We start from the raw sequence: 21,393 nt of genomic DNA, 5'->3' as shown, positions 1-21,393 counted from the left end.
TGCCAGCCACGTGAGCCCAGCGATTCTGAGGAGACTCTCGTGTTCGATCGCCGACAGTTCCTGTCAGCCGCGGGTGGCGCGACGATGGCCGCGGGCGCACCGCTGCTTCCCCGCCAGGCTCAGGCCGCCCCCCGGGGGCCCGGCGGCACCGGCGCGCCCATCGACCGTCATGCCCTGGTGTCGCGGCACAACGTGGTGCGCACGTCGGCGAGCCAGGAGTGGCCGCTCCAGGTGGGCAACGGGTCGTTCGCCTTCAACGCCGACATCACCGGGCTGCAGACGTTCACGCCGTTCAACACGCTGGCGAACTGGGCGTGGTACAGCGCTCCGCTGCCCCCGGGACAGAAACCGTCGGACTTCCAGGGCGAGGTCTGGGACACCCACGGCCGGCCGGTACGGTACTGGATCCCCAATGACACCCAGACCGCGCTGTCGGACTGGATGCGGATGTATCCGCAGCTCATCAGCCTCGCGCGCCCCGGGCTGCGGCTGGTCACCCGCGACGGCTGGGACGCCGTGATCGGGGATCTCACCGACTGCCACCAGGAGCTGGACCTGTGGACCGGCACGCTCGACAGCCGCTTCCAGGTCGACGGCGAACCGGTACGGGTGCGCACCTGCTGCCACCCCGACGTCGACGCCGTCGCGGTGACCGTCGAGTCGCCGCTCGTCGACGCGGGCCGGCTGTCGGTCTTCGTGGACTTCCCCTTCGTCGACACGATCGACAAGAGAGCGGTCTACGTGGGCGACTGGGACCACCCCGACGCGCACGAGACCGGCCTGGTCCGCCGCGCGGGGCGGCGGGCCGACATCACCCACACCCTCAGCGGCCTTCACGACATGACCTACCACACGGGGTTGCGCTGGTCGGCCGGTGCCGAGCTGAACGCCCCGGCCGGAGGGTCGCTCACCATCACCTCCGCGCGCTACGGCGCGGGCGGCGACTGGGTGGACGTGGCCGACCGGCTGCGCGCCAAGGTGGCCGACGATTCCCTGTTCGCCACCGTCGACGCCGATCTCGTCGGCACCGGAACGAGCGCCGGTGAGATCCTCGAGGTCGTCTACCGCCTCGGCGGCGACGTGCGCCGCGAGCGCGTCGCCACCGGCGCCGAGCTGCGCATCGGCCGGCTCGCGGACAAGCACCGCTACACGCTCACCGGCGGCGATCACGGCCGCCTCGAGTTCGTCCTGCTGTTCTCGCCCGACGGCGCGCGGTCGGTCCCGCAGCCGGACGCGGTCTTCGCGGCCGGCGCCCGTCACTGGCCGCGGCACTGGAAGTCCGGCGGCGCGGTCGACCTGTCCGGCAGCACCGACCCCCGCTGGTTCGAACTCGAACGCCGCATCGTGCTCTCGCAGTACCTCGAAGCCGTGAACGACGCCGGATCGTTCCCGACGCAGGAGAGCGGCCTCGTGCTGCGCACCTGGTGGGGCAAGGCCCAGATGGAGATGTACTGGTGGCACGCGGCGCACTGGGCGCTGTGGAACCGCTGGGACCTCCTCGACCGGTCCGTCGGCATCTATCGGCGGCTGCTCCCCTCGTCGCGGCGCCGGGCCGCGGCGCAGGGCTACAAGGGCGCCAAGTGGCCGAAGATGATCGGTCCCGACCTCCGCCAGTCGCCCGGCGAGACCAACGTGCTGCTCATCTGGCAGCAGCCGCACCCGATGTTCTTCGCCGAGCTCGACTACCGCGCCCACCCCACCCGGGAGACGCTGGAGAAGTGGCGCGAGGTGCTCTTCGCCACCGCCGACTTCCTCGCGTCGTACGCCTTCTGGGACGAACCCACGAAGCGCTACGTCCTCGGCCCCCCACTGCAGGTGATGTCGGAGAACGCCGACGCCAAGACCGCCATGAACCCGACGTTCGAGCTGTCGTACTGGCGGATGGGCCTGCGCATCGCCCAGACCTGGCGCGAGCGCCTCGGCCTGTCGCGCGACCCCGGCTGGGACAAGGTGCTGCACGGCCTCGCCGAACTGCCCGTGCAGGACGGCGTGTACGTCCTCTACGAGGGCGTGCCCGACATGTGGACGAAGTACAACTTCGACCATCCCGGGCCGGCGGTCGTGTACGGCTGGCTGCCCGGCGACGGGGTCGACAAGGACACCTTCCTCCGCACCGCCCACAAGGTCTTCGCCGAATGGCAGGTCGACCGGTGGAGCTGGGACTTCCCGATGATCGCGATGACCGCCGCCCGCATCGGCGAGCCGGAGCAGGCGCTGCACTGGCTGCTCTATCCGGGCGGCGCCAACAACATCGACGACGCGGGGTACGGCGACACGCACGGCTACCCCTACCTCCCGGACAACGGCGGCCTGCTCTACGCGATCGCGTTCATGTGCGCAGGCTGGGACGGTGCGCCCGACCGGCACGCCCCCGGGTTCCCCGACGACGGCACCTGGACCGTCCGCTGGGAGAACCTCAGCCCCGCACTGTAGGCGCATTCACGGAGGCCGACATTGACATGGTCACGACGTAACTTCCTCACCACGGGCGCCGCGGCGACCGCCGGCGGCGCGGTGCTCGGCGGGATCGCCCCCGGCGCCGTGTCGGCCCGGGCGGCGACGGACGCCGGCGCGCGGCCGGGATCCGGCGGGGCGACCGGGTGGCGGCGCGCCGCCGAGATCTCCCGGCGCGTCCGCCCACCCCGGTTCCCCGCCCGCCGGTTCGCCCTCACCGACTTCGGCGCGGTCGGCGACGGCACGACCGACTGCACGGAGGCGTTCCGCCGGGCGATCGCCGCCTGCCATGACGCCGGCGGCGGCCACGTCGACGTCCCGGCGGGAACGTTCCTGACCGGCGCGATCCACCTGCGCAGCGGCGTCGACCTGCACGTCGGCGAGGGCGCGACGGTCCTGTTCAGCACCGACCCGGCGGCCTACCTGCCGGCCGTCTACACCCGCTTCTCCTCCATCGAGTGCTACAACTACTCGCCCTTCATCTACGCGTACGGCCAGGAGAACATCGCGGTCACGGGCTCGGGGACGCTCGACGGGCAGGGCGGCACGGAGCACTGGTGGCCGTGGGTGGGCAACAGCGACTTCGGCTGGAAGCCGGGCGACCCCGAGGAGAGCGCCGACTGGGCGGCGCTGCAGGACATGGCCGACCGGGGCGTCCCGGTGAAACAGCGGGTGTTCGGCGCCGGGCACTACCTGCGGCCGAACTTCGTGCAGTTCTACCGCTGCAGCTCCGTGCTGGTCGAGGGCGTCACGCTGCACCGGTCGCCGATGTGGCAGATCCACCCGGTGCTCTCGACGAACGTCACCGTGCGCGACGTCCACGTCGACAGCAGGGGGCCCAACAACGACGGCTGCGACCCGGAGTCCTGCTCGGGGGTGGTGATCCGGCGTTGCGTGTTCGACGCGGGCGACGACTCCATCGCGATCAAGGCCGGCCGCGGCGCCGACGGGCGGCGGGTGAACGTGCCCTGTGAGGACGTCCTCATCGAGGACTGCGACATGCGGATCCGGTACGGCGCGGTGGCGATCGGCAGCGACACGACCGGCGGCATCCGCAACGTGTTCGTGCGCCGCTGCACCATGGGCAGTCCCAACCTGTACTTCGGGCTGTACATCAAGACCAACTCGGTGCGCGGCGGCTTCGTGGAGAACGTCTACCTGCGCGACATCCACATCAGCTCGCTGCTGAAGGAGACCATCTCGATCGACCTGTACCACGGCGACGGGGACACCGGCTCCTACCCGCCGCTCGTACGGAACGTCGAGATCCGCGACCTCATCTGCGACACGAGCCGCGCCCCCTTGTTCATCCGGGGCTACCCGGACGACCCGCTGCACGACATCCGTCTCGTGAACTGCACGTTCACGAACGTCTCGCGCGACAGCACCATTTCCGACATCGACGGCCTGACCTTCGACCGGGTGACCGTCGCCGGTGAGCCGGTGACCACGCCGCCGGTCATCGGCAACACGTGAGGAAGGCCCCCGCATGATCGAGAGACGAGACTTCCTGCGCTACACGGCGCTGGCGGCGGGAACGGCGCTGGGCACGGCCGCGATGGCGAACTCCCCGGCGGCGGCCCTGGGCTCCTCCGGCGCCGGCAGGTCCCCGCACTCGCGTCCGCGCGTCATCTGGAACACCGACATCGGCGGCAGCGATCCGGACGACTGGCAGTCCCTGGTCCACCTCCTGGTGTACGCGGACCGCTTCGACATCGAAGGGCTCGTGCACTCGCCGCCCGGAACGAACAGCGCCCAGCCGATCCTCGACGTCATCGACGTCTACGAGCGCGACCATCCGTACCTGCGGACGTACTCCCCCCACTACCCGAAACCCGACCGGCTGCGCGCGATCACCAAGCAGGGCGCGGACGGGTACGGCTGGCAGCGGCCCGCGGGGTTCGACCGCCCGACCGAAGGCTCCGAATGGATCGTCGAGTGCGCTCGTCGCCGTGACCCGCGCCCGCTGTACCTCCTGATGGCAGGGGGGATCGACGACCTCGCGCAGGCGCTGCACGACGCTCCCGACATCCTGCCGAAGATCCGCGTCTACTGGATCGGCGGGCCGAACAAGATGTGGAGCGTCGAGGCCTACGACTACATCGAGACCCACCATCCGGAGCTCTGGATGATCGAGTCGAACTCGACGTACCGCGGCTGGTTCACCGGCGGCGACCAGACCGGCGAGTGGGGGAACACCGCGTTCGTGACGACACACGTCGCCGGCGAGGGGGCGCTCGGCGACTTCTTCGCGGGCGAGCGCGGCGGCGAGCTGAAGATGGGCGACTCCCCGGCCGTCGGCTGGTTCCTGCACGGCGCCCAGAACCCGGCGAAACCCAGCTGGGGCGGACGGTACGTGCGCCTCTGGGACGGCCGTAAGACCGTCTACGACCGCATCACCACCGCGGCGGACACGGTCGAGGTCTACGGCGTCGCCGAGATCGCGCTGCCGGTCCCCGACGGCTTCACCTCCGCCAACACCGCGCAGATGCTGACCGACGGCCGGGTTCCGTCCCTCGCCGTGAACGACGGCAAGGTCCTGCGTTTCCGTTTCGCCCCCAAGACGCCGCAGGTCTGGTCGTACGCGATCCAGAGCGACTTCGCCGGGCTGGACGGCCTGTCCGGCCAGTTCACCGCCGTGCCGCCGCCGATCGAGCGCGCGAACCGGCCGTCCGCCACCCACCCGAACTGGTGGTGCGACGACCAGGACCCCGCGGCCGCCGAGGGGATCTATCCCGGCGCCAAGAGCGTGAACCAGTGGCGTGTGGACTACCTGCGCGACTTCGCCGACCGGATGCTCCGCTGCGCCGCACCGGCCCGGCCGCCCGGAAAGCGATCCGGAGCATGACGGAGCAGACCCGGATGACCAGAGGAAGGGACACGCATGGGTGAGCAGAGTCGCAGGCGGGTCATTCAGACCGGCCTGGGGGCGGTGGCCGGTTCGGTGGTCCTCGGCCGTCTCGGCGGCACGGCCGACGCGACCGTACGGAGCCCGGCCACTCCCGCGGATCATGGGCGGCCCGACCTGCCGTGGGTCGCCGACCTCGGTGACGGCCGGTACCAGAACCCGGTGCTCAACGCCGACTGGTCCGACCCCGACGCCGTACGCGTGGGGCCGTACTTCTACCTCACCGCCTCGACGTTCAACCGGATCCCGGGGCTGCCGATCCTGCGGTCGCGGGACCTGGTGAACTGGACGATCATCGGGCACGCGCTGACCGAGCTGGAGCCCCGCGACCACTTCAGCGTGCCGCAGCACGGGAACGGCGTGTGGGCGCCGGCGATCCGGTATCACGCCGGGAAGTTCTGGATCGTCTACCCGGATCCGGACTACGGCATCTTCGTCACCACCGCCGTCGACCCGGCGGGCCCGTGGACCACGCCGTACGCGCTGAAGGAGGGCAAGGGCCTGATCGACCCGTGCCCGCTGTGGGACACGGACGGCAGCGCGTACCTGATCCACGCCTGGGCCAAGAGCCGTTCGGGGATCAACAACCGGCTGACGCTGCACCGGATGAGCCCGGACGGCAGAGAGCTGCTGGACGACGGCCAGGTCGTGGTCGACGGCGACGAGATCCCGGGCTACACCACGCTGGAGGGCCCCAAGCTGTACAAGCGCGACGGCTGGTACTGGATCTTCGCGCCGGCGGGCGGGGTGAAGCCCGGATGGCAGTCGGCGTTCCGGTCGCGCGACATCTTCGGCCCGTACGAGAACCGCATCGTGCTGGCCCAGGGCGACACCACGATCAACGGGCCGCACCAGGGCGCCTGGGTCACCACCCAACAGGGCGAGGACTGGTTCCTGCACTTCCAGGACCGCGGGGTCTACGGCCGGGTGGTCCACCTGCAGCCGATGCGGTGGCGGGACGACGGCTGGCCGGTGATGGGCGATGACGACGGCAGCGGCCGTGGCACGCCGGTGCTGGTCCACCGCAAGCCGGCGGTCGGACGGCCGTCGAAGATCTGTGCCCCCGCGAGCAGCGACGACTTCACCGGCCACCGGCTCGGCGAGCAGTGGTTCTGGCAGGCGAACGCCGATCCGTCCTGGGCGTCGGTGCGCGGCGGCCGGCTCCGCCTGGCCTGCCCGCCCAGCGCCGACACCGCGGACCTGCGGCTGCTGCCGAACGTGCTGGGTCAGCGTTTCCCGGCCGAGTCGTTCGTCGTGACCACGTCGCTCTCCCTCCGCGCGACGCGAGAGGACGTACGGGCCGGGCTGGTGGTGCTCGGGGACGCCTACGCGTGGATCGGACTGCGGCGCAGCGGATCGCAGCTCGTCCTCACGCACCGGACCGCGGCCGAGGACGAGGGCGAGGTGGACGCCGCCGCCCCCATCACGCCGGCCCGGGGCCGCACCTCGGTACGGCTGCGGGTCGAGGTCGGGCCGGGCGGCGTGTGCCGGTTCGCCGCCGACCCGGACGGGCGCGGCCTGCGACCGGTCGGAGGAGCGTTCACCGCGACCCCGAGCACCTGGGTCGGAGCCACGCTCGGCCTGTTCGGCACCGCGCCCTCCGGCCCGGACCAGGGCGACACCGCCGAGGTCGACTGGTTCCGCGTCGGCCCGGCGTGAGGTTTCCTGCCCTAACGATCTCGGAGGGAGCGTTCGAGACGGGCGCCCGCGGCCCGCATGTGGGCCCGCATGGCCTCGGCCGCGGCCTCGGGCGTCCGTTCGCGGACGGCGGTCAGGATGGCGGCGTGCTCGGCGATCGTGGTGTCGGCGCTGCCCACCTCCTGGATGGCCCGGCGGATCCACACCCGCAGCAGCGACCGGATGCTGCCCAGGATGTCGTTGAGCACGGAGTTGCCCGCCGCGTTGGCCAGCGTCAGGTGGAAGGCGACGTCGGCCTCGACGAAGGCGGCGCTGTCCGGGGCGGCGCGCATCTCCTCCAGGTGCTCGGCCAGCTCGGCGACGTCCGCGTCGTCGGCGCGCTCGGCGGCCAGCCCGGCGGTGATCGTCTCGATGTGCCGCCGGGCCTCGATCAGGTCGAGCAGCTGCGGCTGGCCGAGCATGAGGCCCCACTCGATGGCGCTGGGCAGCAGGCTCGACGTGCTCTGCTTGAGGTAGGTGCCGTCGCCCTGGCGCACCTCGATGATGCCCAGGACGTCCAGCGCCTTGAGCGCCTCGCGGATCGTGGACCGCCCGACGTCGAGGCTCTCGGCGAGCTGGCGTTCGGAGGGCAGCCGGGTGCCGGGGGAGAGCTGTCCCGACAGCAGCTGCGACAGCAGCTGCCGCGCGATGTCGACGACCGCGCTCTCCCGCTGCGGAGCGGACAGCAGGATCTGCGGCGCCTCCGCCCGGGGGGTCTTGGGCCGTGCCTCGCTCGTCGAGGCGTTGGAGGGTTCCGCCACACCAGGTCCCTTCTCAGATCAGCCCGAAGACGTGTGCGATGTCGACCAGCGTCCGGTCGCCGCCGACGTTGCCGGGCACGACGGCGTACAGGATGGGGGCGCCCGCCGGGGCGGGGACCTCCCACACGGCGATCCCGGGCAGCAGGGGACCCACCACCCGGGCCGTGCGTGCGCCCAGCCCGCGGCGCGCCACCTCCGCCGAGGTGATGCCGCCCTTGGCGATGACCGCCGCCAGCCGCCCGGCGTTCGGGGCGACGGCCCCGCACAACGCCCGCATGACCCGGGCCCCGTGCCGGAGGGTGCCGTGCTCCGCCCGCCGCGTCCGCTCGCTGGCCACGATGGCGGTGCCGCCCCGGGCGAGGTCCGCGCCCAGCGCCGCGGCCAGGCGTGCTCCCTCCCGGTCCGGGTCGGAGAGAGCGGCTGTCGTCGATACGGTGTGCACTGGTGTCTTCAGGTCGCGGGAGAGCGCGGCGAGTTGCCGGCCGCTCGCGTCGGTGTGCGAGCCGCAGACGACAAGGGTACCGCCGTCGCGACACCGTACGGGGGGTGAAACCGGCCGGGCGGTATGCCGTCCGGCCCGCATGGCGGCCAGCGGGGCGGCGCACCGCAGCGTCACCGTACGGCCCGCCGCTCGCGCCCGGTCCAGCCCCGCGGAGATGACGGCCAGATCGTCGTCGGTCTCGGCGTCGGGGACGACGACCGTGCCGGCCGGCACCGCGCGCAGGGCCCGCGCCACCGTGTCCGGCCCGCCGGCGCGCAGCGCCGCCAGGCCGACCGGGTACGCGTCACGGCCGCCGACCTCGCGGACCCAGCCGGGCAGGGTCCGGGCCCGGTAGCCGAAGACCGGATCGGCGGCGAACTCGGTGTCGGCGGCCACCCGCCGCCTCCCGTCCACGCTGACGTAGTGCACGCCGTCGACCGTGGTCCGCCCGCCCGCGGGGAACGCCGGCACGAACAGCAGCACGTCGCCGGCGAACACGTCCGACTCGGCGAAGACGTGGCCGCGCAGCGTCGAATCGCCGCGCAGCACGTACTCCGCCCGCACCCCGGTGGCGTCGATCTGGGCGCGAAGGCGCCGCAGCAGAGCCACGGCCTCGTCCTCCTCCATCGCCCGGGTGTTGGTGAGCACGTACACCACGTCGTCGGCGCCGGCGGTCGGGTCGGCCTCCGGATCCAGAAGCACCGGAACGTCCCGGGCCGACTGGGTGCCGGTCGGGTCGTCGTCCAGCACGACGGTCATCCGGCGGGTCATGAGCCCTCCTTCGTCGGAGGGAGTGACCACAGGGGCGCGTCTTTGATTCCCTCGCTTCGCTCGGTCATGCGAGCGGCTCCCGCTCGGTGAGCTCCACGCGGACCCCGTTCGGCTCGTGCAGCAGGAAGCAGGCCCGCCGGCCCCGGCCTCCGGCGAAGATCTTCGCGCCCTCCTCGCCGGACAGCGCGCCCAGCACCGGCTCGATCCGCTCGACGTTGAAGCACAGGTGGTGCAGTCCCTCGCCGCGGGTGCGCAGGAAATCGGCGACCGGGCCGGGCCGCAGCGGCTGGACGAGCTGGATCAGCACGTTGCCGCCGTCCAGGTAGGTGAGCCGGACGCCGGGGTCGTCGGCCTCCTCGTCGCCGACGACCATCAACCCGAGCCGGGACACGTAGAAGGGCAGCGCCGCGTCCGCGTCGTGCACCGCGACCGCCACGTGGTCGACGAAGTCCACCCGCGGCGGGCGGCCGGGCAGCTCAGACAAGTGCCCGGACCTCGCTCAGCCCGGACCGCAGCGCGGCCTGGTAGATCCACAGGTCGCCGCCGTAGGCCAGGATCCGGAAGCCCCGCTTGATCAGCATCTCGGCCTCCTGCGGGCCGCCGGCCATGAACCCGGCGTGCTTGCCCGCCGCCCGCGCCGCCGCCGCGACCCGGTCCAGCGCCGCCAGGTAGTCGGGGTGGTCGAACCGCCCGGGGATGCCCATGCTGTTGGTCAGGTCGAAGTGGCCGACCCACAGCACGTCCACCCCGTCGACGGCGGCGATCTCCTCGACGGCGGCCAGGCCCGCCGCCGTCTCGATCTGCGTGATGACCAGGTGCTCGTCGTTGACCCGCCGCATGTAGGCGACGTTGTCCGTGGCGGAGTAGTCGTCGTGGGCGACCCCGAACGCGGCGCCGCGTACCCCGTCCGGCGGGTACTTGGCCCAGCGCACGATGTCGCGGGCCTGCTCGGCCGACTCGACCATCGGCACCATGACGCCGCGCGCCCCGGTGTCCAGCGCGCGGGAGATCGTGGTGCGGGCGGCGTGCGGTACGCGGATGAGAGCGTCGGCGCCGCGCGTGGTGGCGACCAGCCCGCCGAGTTTCTCCCAGCCCCAGCCGGTGTGCTCGGCGTCGTAGATGACGAACCGCGCCCCGGCCCCGGCGGCCAGCCGTCCGATGCCCAGGGTGGCGAACTCGAAGACGAAGGTGCCCAGGATGAGGTCTCCGTCGCGGAGTTCCTGCTTGATGGTCATGGTCAGCGAACGGCCTTCCGTGAGTGGTGTATGCGTGCCCGCAGCCGGGGATGGTCCAGTGCCCGCGGGTTCACCGGGTGCGCCGGCTCCCGGCCGGCGGCCAGGTCGAGCACCGCGGCGATGGCGCCCTCGCCGTTGCCGCGGGCCAGCTCGTCGGTCCACGCGATGGCGTGCGGGGCGAGCAGCACGTTCGGCAGCGACAGGAGCGGGTCGTCGGGGCGCGGCGGTTCGGATTCGAAGACATCGAGGGCGGCGCCCGCGATGCGCCTTTCGGCCAAGGCCCGGGTCAGCGCGCCCTGCTCGACGATCGGCCCGCGCGCCACATTGACCAAGAACGCGGTGGGCTTCATCAGGGCGAGCCGGCCGGCGTCGAGCAGGTGATGCGTCTGCGGGGTGAGCGCGCAGGTGACGACGACGAAGTCGGCGTGGGCCAGCAGCTCCTCCAGCCCGACGATCTCGACGCCCCGCGCGGCGGCGGCCCGCCGATCGGCGTACGGGTCGGCGGCCAGCTGCGTCATGCCGAGCGGCTCGCACAGCCGCGACACCTCGGACCCGATGTTGCCCCACCCGACCAGCCCGAGGGTGCGCCCGGACGTGGAGACGCCCATGTGGTCGAGTTTGTCGTCCCAGCGGCCGGTGCGTACCAGCCGGTCCTTGATAAGCACCCGGTGGGACAGCGCGAGCAGCATGGTCAGCGCGGACACCGCGACGGGCCGGCGGACACCGTCGGGAGTGATCGTCACCAGCACCCCCGCCTCGGTGCAGGCCGGGACGTCCACGTTGTCGTAGCCGACGCCGAAGCGCGCCACCAGCGCGAGCCGGTCGGCGCCCGCGACCGTGGCCTCGGTGACGCGGGGACCCAGCACGACGAGCGCGTCGTACCCGGCGACGTCGGCGGCGGTGAGCTCTCCGCCCTCGGCGGCGGGCAGGAAGTCCCAGACGACGTTGTCGGCCTGGTCGAGCCTGCGCAGGCCGATGTCGCCCCAGCCGATGCGGCCGTCGTCGGTCAGGAAGTCGCGCGTCAGGCCGACGCGGAACGGCTCAGGCATCCGGAGTCCTCTCCTGGCAGGTGCGGGTGGCCGGGGCGCTGAACGCGGCGGCCGGGGGGCTGAACGCGGCGGCCGGGGGGCTGATGGCGACGGACGGGCCGGGCAGGACGAGCGGGCCGTCGCGCACCGGCCGTTCGCCCCGGGCCCGCCGCGGAGTCCCGCCGCCCGGCCGGGCGGCGCCGGACGCCGCGACGGGCTCCGGCAGTGCCCAGTCGCGCCCGCCGGGGTCGAGGGCCCGGGGCTCGTCCGACGGGTTGGCGACGATGATCAGGTGGCGGGCGTCCTTGCGGACGGCCAGCCCGGTCAGCCCCTCCGGCAGGTCCAGCCGGACGAGCCGCCCGCCCGCGTACGGCCGGAGCGCGTCGAGCACGTGCCACACCGGCGCCCCCACCACACCGCGCGGGCCGACCGTCTCGTACAGGGAGATCTCCGCCGCGCCCGCGAGGCCCAGCGCCGCCAGCGCGCCGACCGTCCAGGCCGCGCCGAACAGGCCGCGGTGCCGGGGGTCGGGCGGCGGGGGCGGTGCGTCCGGCGCCCAGGGGTCCCAGGCCGGCCGCAGGCTCACCGGGCCGACCAGCACCGGCCGCCCGCGCGCCAGCTCGCGGGCCTGCGCCACCACCTGGGGATGGACCCGCAGGGTCTCCCGCACGCTGGCGGTGTCGTCGGCGTGCGCGGTCGCCGTGATCGGGAAGCACAGGAGGTCCAGCAGCTCCACCGGCAGCCCGTCCGCCCGGTTCAGCTCGGCGAAGTGCGCCCGGCTGCCGCCGCCGATCCGTACGCCGGTGCCCGCGAACGCCCGCCGTGCCGCCTCGGCGAGCTCCCGTGTCGTGGTCATGCGGGGCCCGAACGCCAGGAGCGTGTCCATGGGCGTTCCGGCCAGCTCGGCGATCCGCCCGGGCGTCGCGCGCGCCGCGCCGACCCGCAGAGGGACCCGAAGCCTCCGCGCGACCTCGCCGGCCTCGGCGACGCGCTCCCGCCAGTCGTCCAGATCCAGCCGGACGTCCGCGTGGACGAAGGCGGGTCCGGCCTCCGCCAGGGCCTGGAGCGACGCCTCGCCGGGGACGGGGCCGCGGTGCTGCAACCCGATCGCCGGAAGCGGCGGTCCGTCCGCGCCGAGCCGTACGCCGGCCGGGCCCCGGGCGGGCACCCGGGCGGGGCCGGGCCGGCCCGTGACGCGCAGGCGCATCCGCTGGCGGACGCGCTCGCCACGGCGCAACCGGACGGGGAAGGGCAGCGCCAGCGGCGTGCCGTAGGTCTTGTAGGAGGCGTCGGTCCAGTTGCGCTGGTCCTCGGTCTCGAAGACGTCGCCGTCCAGCTCGATCGAGACCTCCAGCCCGCCGTCGTGGTACCGCATCGCGACGATGTCGCGCAGCGGCTGGTGGGGGCTGATCCGTTCGGGGAACCGGCCGGTGTGCTCGCCGCCGGGTCCCCGGACGCGGACGGACGTGCCGGCCAGGCGCAGCGGGTGCAGCAGGCACAGCCCCACGCGGCAGCGCAGGAAGCCGCGTTCGGCCCGCCCGTCCATCGCGAAGGTGAGCTCGCGATCGGTGAGGATGATCGTGCCGGTCCAGCGGAAGCCGACGTCGCCGTTGTCGTGCCGGACCTCGACGGTGGTGCGGTCGCCGGTCTCCTCGACGCCGAGCACCCGCGCGGGTACGGTCCGCCAGCGGCGGTCGCGGACCCCGACGTAGACCCGCCGCAGCACCGGCGTGCCGGCGAACCGGACGTGGTCGAGCGCCGCGCCGAGCAGGTCGGCGCGCAGCGGCCCATGGCCGAGCGGCCGGGGAGCGGGCTCCGTGGAGGCGGCTCCTGTCACGGGCGGTCACCCTTCCGATCGGCGCTCATCTGGCCGACCGGCGGACCGGTTCGACGAGGTCCCGGCCGCTCTCGCCGATCGCGTCGAGCGCCGCGACCTGCTCGGGGGTGAGGGCGAGCCCGGCCGCCGCGACGCTCGCGTCCAGCTCGGCGGGGGTCTCGGGGCCGACGATCGCGCTGGCCACGCCGGGGCGGGCCAGCAGCCAGGCCAGCGCCAGCCGTTCGGGCGGTCGCCCCCACTCCCGGGCCAGCGCGGACAGCCGTCCGGCCGCCTCCCGCTGCCGGGCCGAGTAGCCCTTCCCGCCCCACCGCCGCTCGCCGGCGTACTCGCGGGAGGCCGCGTCCTCGCCCGCCAGCAACCCGCCGCTCAGCGGGCTGAAGGCCACCAGCGACAGCCCGAACCGCTGGGCGGCGGGCACGATCTCCCGCTCCACCGCGCGGTCCACGAGGTTGTAGCGGACCTGGGCGCACACCGGCGGGTCGAGCCGCAGGTCGCTGCCGATCCACAGGGCGTGGGTCAGCTGCCAGGCCGGGTACGTCGACAGCGCCGCGTGGCGGACCTTGCCCTGCCGCACCATGTCGTCGAACGCCCGCAGCGTCTGGTCCAGCGGGGTGTCCGGGTCGGGGTGGTGGGCGTAGTAGAGGTCGACGTGGTCGGTGCGCAACCGGCGCAGGCTGGCCTCGAGCTGGCGGAACAGGTGCCGCCGGGACAGCCCCCGGTCGCCCGCCCCCGGCCCGACCGGCTCGCCCGCCTTGGTGGCCAGCACCACCTCGTCACGCCGCCCGCGCAGCGCCCGGCCGACCAGTTCCTCGGCGGGCTCGCGCGCCGCCGACGGCGGCGCGCCGGGACGGTCGAAGTGCGCGAGATGGCCGTAGGAGTTCGCGGTGTCGACGAAGTTGATCCCGCGGTCCAGGGCCGCGTGTACGAGCCGGGTGGCGTCCGCCGCGGCAGGGGCCACGCCGAACGTCGCCGTGCCGAGGCAGATCCGCGACACCCGGATGCCCGAAGGACCGAGGAGGGAGTACTCCACCGCACCGCCGCCCTTCTGAATGCCTGGGTTCGACCGGACCGTAAACCGCTCCCTGAAATTGGTCAACCGGTTGACCAATCCGAAAAACGCGTCTTACGATCACGGCCGGTACGTGACCTGGATCACCCGTCGTTGTCCCTTCACCGACGGCCGGGTGCGTCCGAAAGGAGGTGGCCGATCCGTGCCGAGCCTCGTTCCTTACGGCCTGGCCTGCGAATTCCTCACCGAACCGACCACCGTCGACGAGCAGTCCCCCCGGCTGTCCTGGCGGCTGCGCTCCTCGCGCGTCGCCGACCGGCAGAGCGCCTACCGGCTCCGCGTCACCGCCGAACCCGCCGCACCCTCCGGTGCGACCGAAATCTGGGACACGGGCCGGACCGAGTCGGACGCCACCTCGGTGGCCTACCGCGGAGCGGAGCTGCGGCCGTGCACGCGCTACCGGTGGGACGTCGAGGTCCGGGACCGCGACGGCCGGCTCGACGGGCACGCGTCGTCCTGGTTCGAGACCGGGCTGATGAGCCCGGACGGCTGGGCCGGCGCCGCCTGGATCACCCGGGACGAGAACACCCTGCCGCTGTTCGAGCCGCCTCGCGACGACCACCGCACCCTCAACACCCGGCATCTGGCGCCCTGCCTGCGGCTGCGCCGGGCCTTCGCGCTGCCCCGGCGGCCGGCGCGTGCCCGGCTGTACGCCTCCGCGCACGGCGTCTACCGGGCGAGCGTCAACGGCCGGCCCGTCTCGGACGCGGAGCTGGAACCCGGCTGGAGCGACTACCGCGAACGCGTTCAGTACCGGGCCTACGACGTCACGGCCCTGCTCGGCGAGGGCCCGAACGTGCTCGCGGCGCTCGTCGGGGACGGCTGGTGGAGCGGCTTCGTCGGCTTCGACCCGCGCCGGGCCGGCAAGATCTACGGAGACCGGCCCGCGTTCATCGCGCGGCTGCTCGTGGAGTTCCCCGACGGGGAGCGCATGTGGCTCGGCACCGACGAGCGCTGGCGCGAGTCACCCGGCCCGATCCGCCACTCCGACCTGCTGATGGGCGAGTACCACGACGCCCGGATACCGAACGACGGCTGGGACGGGCCGGGGTTCGACGACGCCGGCTGGCCGCGGGCGATCGTCGCCGGCCGCGACACCACGAAGCTGCGGGCCGCCCGCGCCCAGCCCGTGCGCGTCACGACCCGCATGCAGGCCGTCGAGGTGTCGGCCCGGCCCGACGGCACGGTCATCGCCGACCTCGGCCAGAACATCGTCGGCCGCGTCCGGCTGACCGTACGCGGCGCCGAGGCCGGCCTTCACATCGTGCTCCGCCACGCCGAGATGCTCGACCCCGACGGCCGCCTCTACACCGACAACCTGCGCCGCGCGGAGGCGCGCGACGTCTACGTCTGCTCGGGCGCGCCGGTCGAGGTCTACGAACCCGCCTTCACCTTTCACGGCTTCCGGTACGTCGAGCTGTCCGGTTACCCGGGAGTCCCGGAACCGGGCGACGTGGTGGGCGCGGTGCTGCACAGCGACACCCCGTGGACGGGCGCGTTCTCCTGCAGCGACCCCGACGTGGAGCGGCTGCACGCCAACATCCGCTGGGGGCAGCGCGGCAACTTCGTCTCGGTGCCCACCGACTGCCCGCAGCGCGACGAGCGGCTCGGCTGGCTCGCCGACGCCCAGGTCTTCCTGCCCACCGCGGCCCGCGGCGCCGACGTCTCCGCGTTCTTCGCCGGCTGGATGGAGGACGTCCTGGCCGGGCAGGACGAGGACGGCGCGTTCGGCGACGTCGCGCCCAAGGTGTCGATCCTGCGCGAGGGCGCGCCCGGCTGGGGCGACGCCGGGGTGATCGTCCCGTGGACGCTGTACCGGCTGTACGGCGACGAGCGGATCCTGGAGCGTTCCTACCCGGCGATGGTGCTCTGGGTCGAGCACATCCGCCGGCACAATCCCGACCTGGTCTGGCGCCGCCGTACGGGACGGCACTACGGCGACTGGCTGCAGATCGGCGCCGAGACTCCTCGGGAGGTGCTGGCCACCGCCTACTTCGCCCGGTCGGCCGAGCTGGTGGGCAAGGCCGCGCGGGTGCTCGGCCGCACCGGCGACGCGGAGCGGCACGAGGCGCTGGCGGCGGACGTACGGCGGGCCTTCATCGACCGCTTCGTGGAGCCGGACGGCCGCGTCCACGGCGACACCCAGACCGGCTACCTGCTGGCCCTGGAGTTCGGTCTCCTCCCGCCGGAGCTGGAACGGGCCGCCGCCGGGCACCTGGCGGACGACGTGGGCAAGCACGACCACCACCTGACCACCGGGTTCATCGGCGTCTCCCTGCTGTGCCCGGTGCTGACCCGTGCCGGCCGCGCCGACCTCGCGTACGCCCTGCTCCACCAGGACACGTTCCCGAGCTGGCTGTTCTCCGTACGGCACGGCGCCACCACGGTCTGGGAGCGCTGGGACGGCTGGACCCCGGACGGCGGCTTCCAGTCCGCCACCATGAACTCCTTCAACCATTACAGCCTCGGCGCCGTCGGCGACTGGCTGTACGGGGGAGTGGCCGGCATCGCGCAGGCCCCCGACTCCGCCGGCTACCGCCGCATCGTCCTGCGCCCGCATCCGGGCGGCGCGCTGACCTGGGCCTCGGCCGCTCAGGAGACCGTACGCGGGCGGATCGAGTCGGCCTGGTCGCTGACCGGTGACGGCATCGCCCTCGACGTGCTGATCCCGCCGGGCGAACCCGCCACCGTCCACGTGCCGACCACCGACCCCGGCAGCGTGCTGGTGGACGGCGGCCCCGCCACCGAACGAGTGGACGTCCTCGCCCGGCACGACGGCGAGCTGGTCTGCGCCGTTCCGCCCGGCCGCCACCGTTTCACGGCCGCCTGGCACCCCACCACACGGAGGATCCCTTGAACAACGGCAGACGAACCGCCCCGGGTCCGAGCCGCCGCGACTTCCTGCGGCTGAGCGGCGCGGCCGTCGCGGCGCTGGGGCTGAGCGCCTGTGGCTTCGGCCGTACGGGCGGCGGCGGCACCGCGCTCAAGGTCTGGGACCAGTTCACCACGTCCCCGCAGAACGAGGCCGTGAGGAAGGTCTACGACCTCTACCGGCGGTCGGGGGGCGTCACCATCGACCGCACCACCCAGCCCGGCGACCAGATGGCCACCGTGGGCAAGACCGCGCTGGCCTCCGGCACCGGCCCCGACGTCATCTACTACGAGGTGGGCAAGGGCAACGCCGGGGTGCTGGCCGAGGCCGGACTGCTCCGCCCGCTGGACGACCTGGCCGCCAAGTACGGCTGGCTGAAGAAGATCACGCCGTTCGCCGCCCGGGAGGCGCGGCTGGACGGCAAGCTCTACGGGCTGCCGAACGAGACCGAGACCACCGTTCTCTTCTACAACAAGACGCTGATCGACAAGGCCGGACTGACCGTCCCGAAGACGTTCGACGAGCTGCTGGACTTCTGCGCCAAGGCCAAGGCCAAGAAGTACGTCCCGATCGCCTACGGACAGGCCGACGTCTACCCGTGCTGGTGGGCCTTCTCCCTGATGACCAACAACATCGTGGGCGGCCGGGCCATGGGCGACCTGATCTTCGACGGCAGGGGCGGCTGGAACACACCCCAGATGAGGCAGGCCATCCAGCTGTTCTTCGTCGACCTGGTCAAGGCGGGCGGGTTCATCGACGACCTCAACTCCCTGCACGGCCCCGACGCGCAGTCGATGTTCCTGGCCGGCAAGGCCCTGATGAACATCAACGGCACCTGGGCCGTCGGCGCGGTCGAGAAGGGGCTGAAGGGCCAGGAGGTCGGCATCATGCCGATGCCCTCCATCGACGGCGGCGACCGTGTCTACCCGGCGGGCACCGGCTCGGCCTACTACATCTCGGCCAAGTCCGAGCACGCCGACGAGGCCGGGAGGTTCCTGGACTCCCTCTACCAGCCGGAGGCGCTGCGCGTTTGGGTGGAGCAGGGCAAGATCTTCCCGCCCGTGCCGTTCGACCCGTCCGGCTGGACGCTGTCGTCCCTGCAGAAGCAGGCGCTCACCGCCGCGCAGAACGGCGGCGGCGACGCCACCCGCAACCTCGGCTACTCGGTCAACCACGGCAAGGCGGCACCCGGCTTCCTCAATGCGATGACCAGCGGCTTCCAGGCGGTCGTCCAGGGCCGCAAGACTCCGGCGCGGCAGGCCGACGACCTGCAGAAGGCGTGGGAGAAGGGACTGTAGTGATGCGAATCCTCCCCGCCCCGCGGAGGGAGGCGGCATGGCGACCACGATGACCCGGGCCAGGCCGCCGCTCGCCGGGCGCTCCGCGGCGCCCGCCGCCCGCCGCCGGCCCGGCGACCGGCGCGTGTCCGGATACCTGTTCGTGCTCCCCGCCCTCGCCGTGTACGCGGTGTTCATCCTGTATCCGCTGGTCCAGTCGGTCTACCTGAGCCTCACCGACTGGGACGGCGCGCGGCCCCACAAGCGGTTCATCGGCCTGGGCAACTTCGACCGGCTCGTGCACGACTCCCTGTTCTGGCGGGCGCTGGGGCACAACCTGATCTGGGTGGTGCTCGGCACGGCGGCGGCGATGGCGGTGAGCCTGCTGCTGGCCATGCTCGTGTGGAGCCGGCCGCGCGGGTTCACGCTGTTCCGCACCGTCTACTTCATGCCGCAGATCCTCCCGGCCATCATCGTCGGCATCGTGTGGAGCTGGATCTACAGCCCCGCCTTCGGCATCCTCGACCGCGGCCTGTCCGCGGTCGGGCTGGGGTCGTGGAGCCACGGCTGGCTGGGCGACCCGGACTTCGCGCTCTACGCGGTGCTGGTGGCCTCGGTCTGGGCCACGGTCGGGCTGGCCTTCGTGATCTTCACGGCCGCGCTGCACAACGTCGACCAGGACCTGCTGGACGCCGCCCGGGTGGACGGCGCCGGCGCCTGGCAGAGGTTCCGGCACGTGGTGGTGCCGCAGCTGTCCAGCGCGGTCACGCTGGTGACGGTGCTGTTGCTGGTGCACGGGTTCCAGGCGTTCGACCACGTCTGGATCATGACCAAGGGCGGTCCGGACAACAGCACCCAGCTGCTCGCCACCTACACCTACCAGAAGGCCTTCATGGAGAACGAGGTCGGCTACGGAGCGGCGATCTCGCTGGTGCTCACCGTCCTGTCGCTGGTGGTGTCGCTGGCCGTCGTCCGCCTCCGGGAGAGGGGCGAGCGATGATCACTCGCACCGCCCGGTACGTCATCCTCTCGATGTTCCTGGTGCTCTTCCTGCTGCCGTTCGTGTGGATCTGGTCGTCGGCGCTGAAGAGCAACAGCGAGATCAACGCCGACCCGTTCGGGCTGCCCACCAGCCCGCAGTGGGGGAACCTGGCCGACGCCTGGACCACCGGCCGGTTCGGCAAGTACCTCGGCAACACCGTGCTGTACTGCGCGTTCGTGGTGCCCGGCGTGACCGTGCTGTCCTGCCTGGCGGGCTACGCGCTCGGCACCCGGCGGCTGCCCGGCGAGAAGTACCTGCTCGGCGTGTTCCTGCTGGGCATCATGATCCCGTTCCAGTCGATCATGGTGCCGCAGTACTACCTGGTGCGCGACCTCGACCTGCTCGGCAGCTACTGGGGCGTCATCGTGCCGAGCATCGCGCTCGGCCTGGCCTTCGGGACCTTCCTGATGCGCTCGTTCTTCCGCGAGCTGCCCGAGGAGATCGGCAACGCGGCCCGGCTGGACGGCGCGGGGGAGTGGCGGGTGTTCAGCCGGATCATGCTGCCCCTCGCCCGGCCGGGGCTGATCACCATGGTGGTGCTGCAGTTCATGTTCACCTGGAACATGTTCCTGATCCCGCTGCTGTACGGGCAGGACGAGAACCTGCGCCCGGTGTCCACCGGGATCATGTTCTTCATCGGCGAGTACAGCGTGGACCGGTCGATGATCGCGGCCGGGGTCACCCTGGCCAGCGTCCCGATCATCGTCGTCTACCTGGTGCTGCAACGGCACTTCATCCAGGGCATGACGTCGGGTGCCCTCAAGTGAGGCACGTGCCATGACACACATCGACGAAAGGGGATCGGCCATGCGGCTCGCCGGGAAGAAGGCGGTCGTCACCGGCGCGGGCGGTGCGCTCGGCCAGGTCATCAGCCGCGCTCTGGCCCAGGAGGGCTGCGACGTGGCCGGGGTCGACCTGGCGCAGGAGGGGCTGACCCGGTTCGGCAAGACGGTGCGGGAGCTGGGGCGCGAGGCCCTCGAACTGGACACCGACCTCACCGACTTCGACGACGTCCAGCGGGCGGCCGGCCAGGTCCGGGACGCCTGGGGCGGCATCGACATCCTGGTCAACGGCGCCGGCGGCGGCATGGTGCGGCCGTTCGCCGAGATGACGCCGCAGGAATGGCAGCGGATGGTCGACAACAACCTGACCACCGTGTTCAACATGACGCGTGCGGCGCTGCCGGCCATGCGGGGCCGGGACGGCGCCCGGATCGTCAGCATCGCCTCGATCGCCGCACTGCGCGGCGGGCGGCTCGTCCGCAACGCCACCGGCTACGCGGCGGCCAAGGCCGGGGTGGTCGGGCTGACCAAGGCGCTGGCCATCGAACTGGCCGAGGAGGGGATCACGGTGAACTGCGTCGCCCCGGGCGCGCAGCACACTCCGGGCCGGGACCGGGACACCCCCGAGGTCCGGGAGGCGCTGCTCGCCCAGATCCCCACGCGTACCCTCGGCCGTCCCGAGGACCTCGCCGAGACCATCGTCTTCCTGTGCCTGCCCTCGGCCGCGTACCTGACCGGTGTCATTCTGCCGCAGGACGGCGGACACTCCATCTGAAAGCCCAGCGGGAGGGAACGAATGGACGGTTCTGGTTCGCAGCGGGGTCGGCACCGCTACGACGAGGTGTACGGAGAGGGCGCGGCCGACCGGCTCCTGGCCGCGCTGAGCGGCCCCGGGGCCGCTCTCGGGCGCTACGGCATCGACTTCAACTTCGGCGAGATCTACTCTCGTCCCGGCCTGGACCTGCGGCAGCGGCAGATCGCCTCGATCGCCGCGCTGGTCGGCATGGGCGACTGCGCGCCCCAGCTCAAAGGGCACATCAAGGCCGGACTCAACGTCGGCCTCACCGAGGACGAGATCGTCGAGGTGATCATCCACTGCGTCCAGTACGTCGGCTTCCCGCGCGCCATCAACGCGGCGAACGTGGCCAGGGGAGTCTTCGCGGAGCGCGCCGCCGCCACCGGTGGGAAGGACGGCTGAG

The 21,393-nt window shown here is 72.7% G+C and carries 17 protein-coding genes; 10 read left to right on the top strand and 7 right to left on the bottom strand.

What is annotated here, in order from left to right; translation table 11 throughout:
- The first annotated feature begins 39 nt into the window (after window positions 1-39).
- Genes OG417_RS32050 through OG417_RS32035 form a run of 4 tightly spaced genes read left to right on the top strand, consistent with a single transcriptional unit; the run spans window position 40 to window position 7,021 of the window.
- Window positions 40-2,433, top strand: a complete 2,394-nt coding sequence (locus OG417_RS32050) for a hypothetical protein (protein WP_329236458.1) — start codon at window positions 40-42, stop codon at window positions 2,431-2,433.
- A 21-nt stretch (window positions 2,434-2,454) separates the two neighbouring features.
- Entirely contained in the window at window positions 2,455-3,930 is a 1,476-nt protein-coding gene (locus tag OG417_RS32045) for a glycoside hydrolase family 28 protein (protein ID WP_329236456.1), read from the top strand.
- A gap of 13 nt (window positions 3,931-3,943) precedes the next feature.
- A complete protein-coding gene (locus tag OG417_RS32040) occupies window positions 3,944-5,302 on the top strand; it encodes a DUF1593 domain-containing protein (RefSeq protein ID WP_329236454.1) in 1,359 nt (452 codons plus the stop codon).
- Window positions 5,303-5,338: 36 nt separating this feature from the next.
- Window positions 5,339-7,021 (top strand): glycoside hydrolase family 43 protein, encoded by a 1,683-nt coding sequence (locus OG417_RS32035; RefSeq protein WP_329236452.1) that lies wholly within the window; start codon window positions 5,339-5,341, stop codon window positions 7,019-7,021.
- An 11-nt stretch (window positions 7,022-7,032) separates the two neighbouring features.
- Here OG417_RS32035 and OG417_RS32030 read toward each other — a convergent pair whose 3' ends face one another.
- The 7 genes from OG417_RS32030 to OG417_RS32000 all read right to left on the bottom strand — a co-directional run bounded on the left by OG417_RS32030 (window position 7,033) and on the right by OG417_RS32000 (window position 14,182).
- The gene (locus tag OG417_RS32030) at window positions 7,033-7,800 is read right to left on the bottom strand and encodes a FadR/GntR family transcriptional regulator (protein ID WP_329236450.1); all 768 of its coding nucleotides are present in this window, start codon (window positions 7,798-7,800) and stop codon (window positions 7,033-7,035) included.
- Window positions 7,801-7,813: 13 nt separating this feature from the next.
- Window positions 7,814-9,052, bottom strand: a complete 1,239-nt coding sequence (locus OG417_RS32025) for a four-carbon acid sugar kinase family protein (RefSeq protein ID WP_329236448.1) — start codon at window positions 9,050-9,052, stop codon at window positions 7,814-7,816.
- A 64-nt stretch (window positions 9,053-9,116) separates the two neighbouring features.
- Complete coding sequence (locus OG417_RS32020) at window positions 9,117-9,536, bottom strand: VOC family protein (protein ID WP_329236446.1); 420 nt, start codon at window positions 9,534-9,536, stop codon at window positions 9,117-9,119.
- Window positions 9,529-10,287 (bottom strand): HpcH/HpaI aldolase family protein, encoded by a 759-nt coding sequence (locus OG417_RS32015; RefSeq protein ID WP_329236444.1) that lies wholly within the window; start codon window positions 10,285-10,287, stop codon window positions 9,529-9,531. The genes OG417_RS32020 and OG417_RS32015 overlap by 8 nt, the downstream gene beginning before the upstream one ends.
- 2 nt (window positions 10,288-10,289) lie before the next feature.
- Window positions 10,290-11,336, bottom strand: a complete 1,047-nt coding sequence (locus OG417_RS32010) for an NAD(P)-dependent oxidoreductase (RefSeq protein WP_329236442.1) — start codon at window positions 11,334-11,336, stop codon at window positions 10,290-10,292.
- On the bottom strand, window positions 11,329-13,152 hold the full coding sequence (locus OG417_RS32005) for a hypothetical protein (RefSeq protein ID WP_329236440.1): 1,824 nt from the start codon (window positions 13,150-13,152) through the stop codon (window positions 11,329-11,331). Before OG417_RS32005 ends, OG417_RS32010 begins: the two co-directional genes overlap by 8 nt.
- A gap of 25 nt (window positions 13,153-13,177) precedes the next feature.
- The gene (locus tag OG417_RS32000; RefSeq protein WP_329236438.1) at window positions 13,178-14,182 is read right to left on the bottom strand and encodes an aldo/keto reductase; all 1,005 of its coding nucleotides are present in this window, start codon (window positions 14,180-14,182) and stop codon (window positions 13,178-13,180) included.
- 181 nt (window positions 14,183-14,363) lie between these two features.
- Here OG417_RS32000 and OG417_RS31995 point away from each other — a divergent pair, with 181 nt between their 5' ends.
- From OG417_RS31995 to OG417_RS31970, 6 genes are read left to right on the top strand one after another with little or no spacing between them, the layout of a single operon-like run.
- Window positions 14,364-17,078 (top strand): alpha-L-rhamnosidase, encoded by a 2,715-nt coding sequence (locus OG417_RS31995; protein ID WP_329236436.1) that lies wholly within the window; start codon window positions 14,364-14,366, stop codon window positions 17,076-17,078.
- Window positions 17,075-18,391 carry an ABC transporter substrate-binding protein gene (locus OG417_RS31990; RefSeq protein WP_329236434.1) on the top strand — a complete coding sequence of 439 codons (1,317 nt, stop codon included), beginning with the start codon at window positions 17,075-17,077 and terminating at the stop codon, window positions 18,389-18,391. Before OG417_RS31995 ends, OG417_RS31990 begins: the two co-directional genes overlap by 4 nt.
- Before the next feature lie 37 nt (window positions 18,392-18,428).
- On the top strand, window positions 18,429-19,370 hold the full coding sequence (locus OG417_RS31985) for a carbohydrate ABC transporter permease (protein WP_329236432.1): 942 nt from the start codon (window positions 18,429-18,431) through the stop codon (window positions 19,368-19,370).
- The gene (locus OG417_RS31980) at window positions 19,367-20,179 is read left to right on the top strand and encodes a carbohydrate ABC transporter permease (RefSeq protein WP_329236430.1); all 813 of its coding nucleotides are present in this window, start codon (window positions 19,367-19,369) and stop codon (window positions 20,177-20,179) included. Before OG417_RS31985 ends, OG417_RS31980 begins: the two co-directional genes overlap by 4 nt.
- A gap of 10 nt (window positions 20,180-20,189) precedes the next feature.
- Complete coding sequence (locus tag OG417_RS31975) at window positions 20,190-20,969, top strand: SDR family NAD(P)-dependent oxidoreductase (protein WP_329236428.1); 780 nt, start codon at window positions 20,190-20,192, stop codon at window positions 20,967-20,969.
- Between the two features lie 21 nt (window positions 20,970-20,990).
- Window positions 20,991-21,392 (top strand): carboxymuconolactone decarboxylase family protein, encoded by a 402-nt coding sequence (locus OG417_RS31970; RefSeq protein ID WP_329236426.1) that lies wholly within the window; start codon window positions 20,991-20,993, stop codon window positions 21,390-21,392.
- Window position 21,393: the final 1 nt, after the last annotated feature.

The sequence above is a fragment of the Actinoallomurus sp. NBC_01490 genome (genome assembly GCF_036227085.1).
Lineage (GTDB): Bacteria > Actinomycetota > Actinomycetes > Streptosporangiales > Streptosporangiaceae > Actinoallomurus > Actinoallomurus oryzae.
Note: the sequence above shows the minus strand (reverse complement) of the source record. Positions and strands in the feature narration are given on the sequence as shown.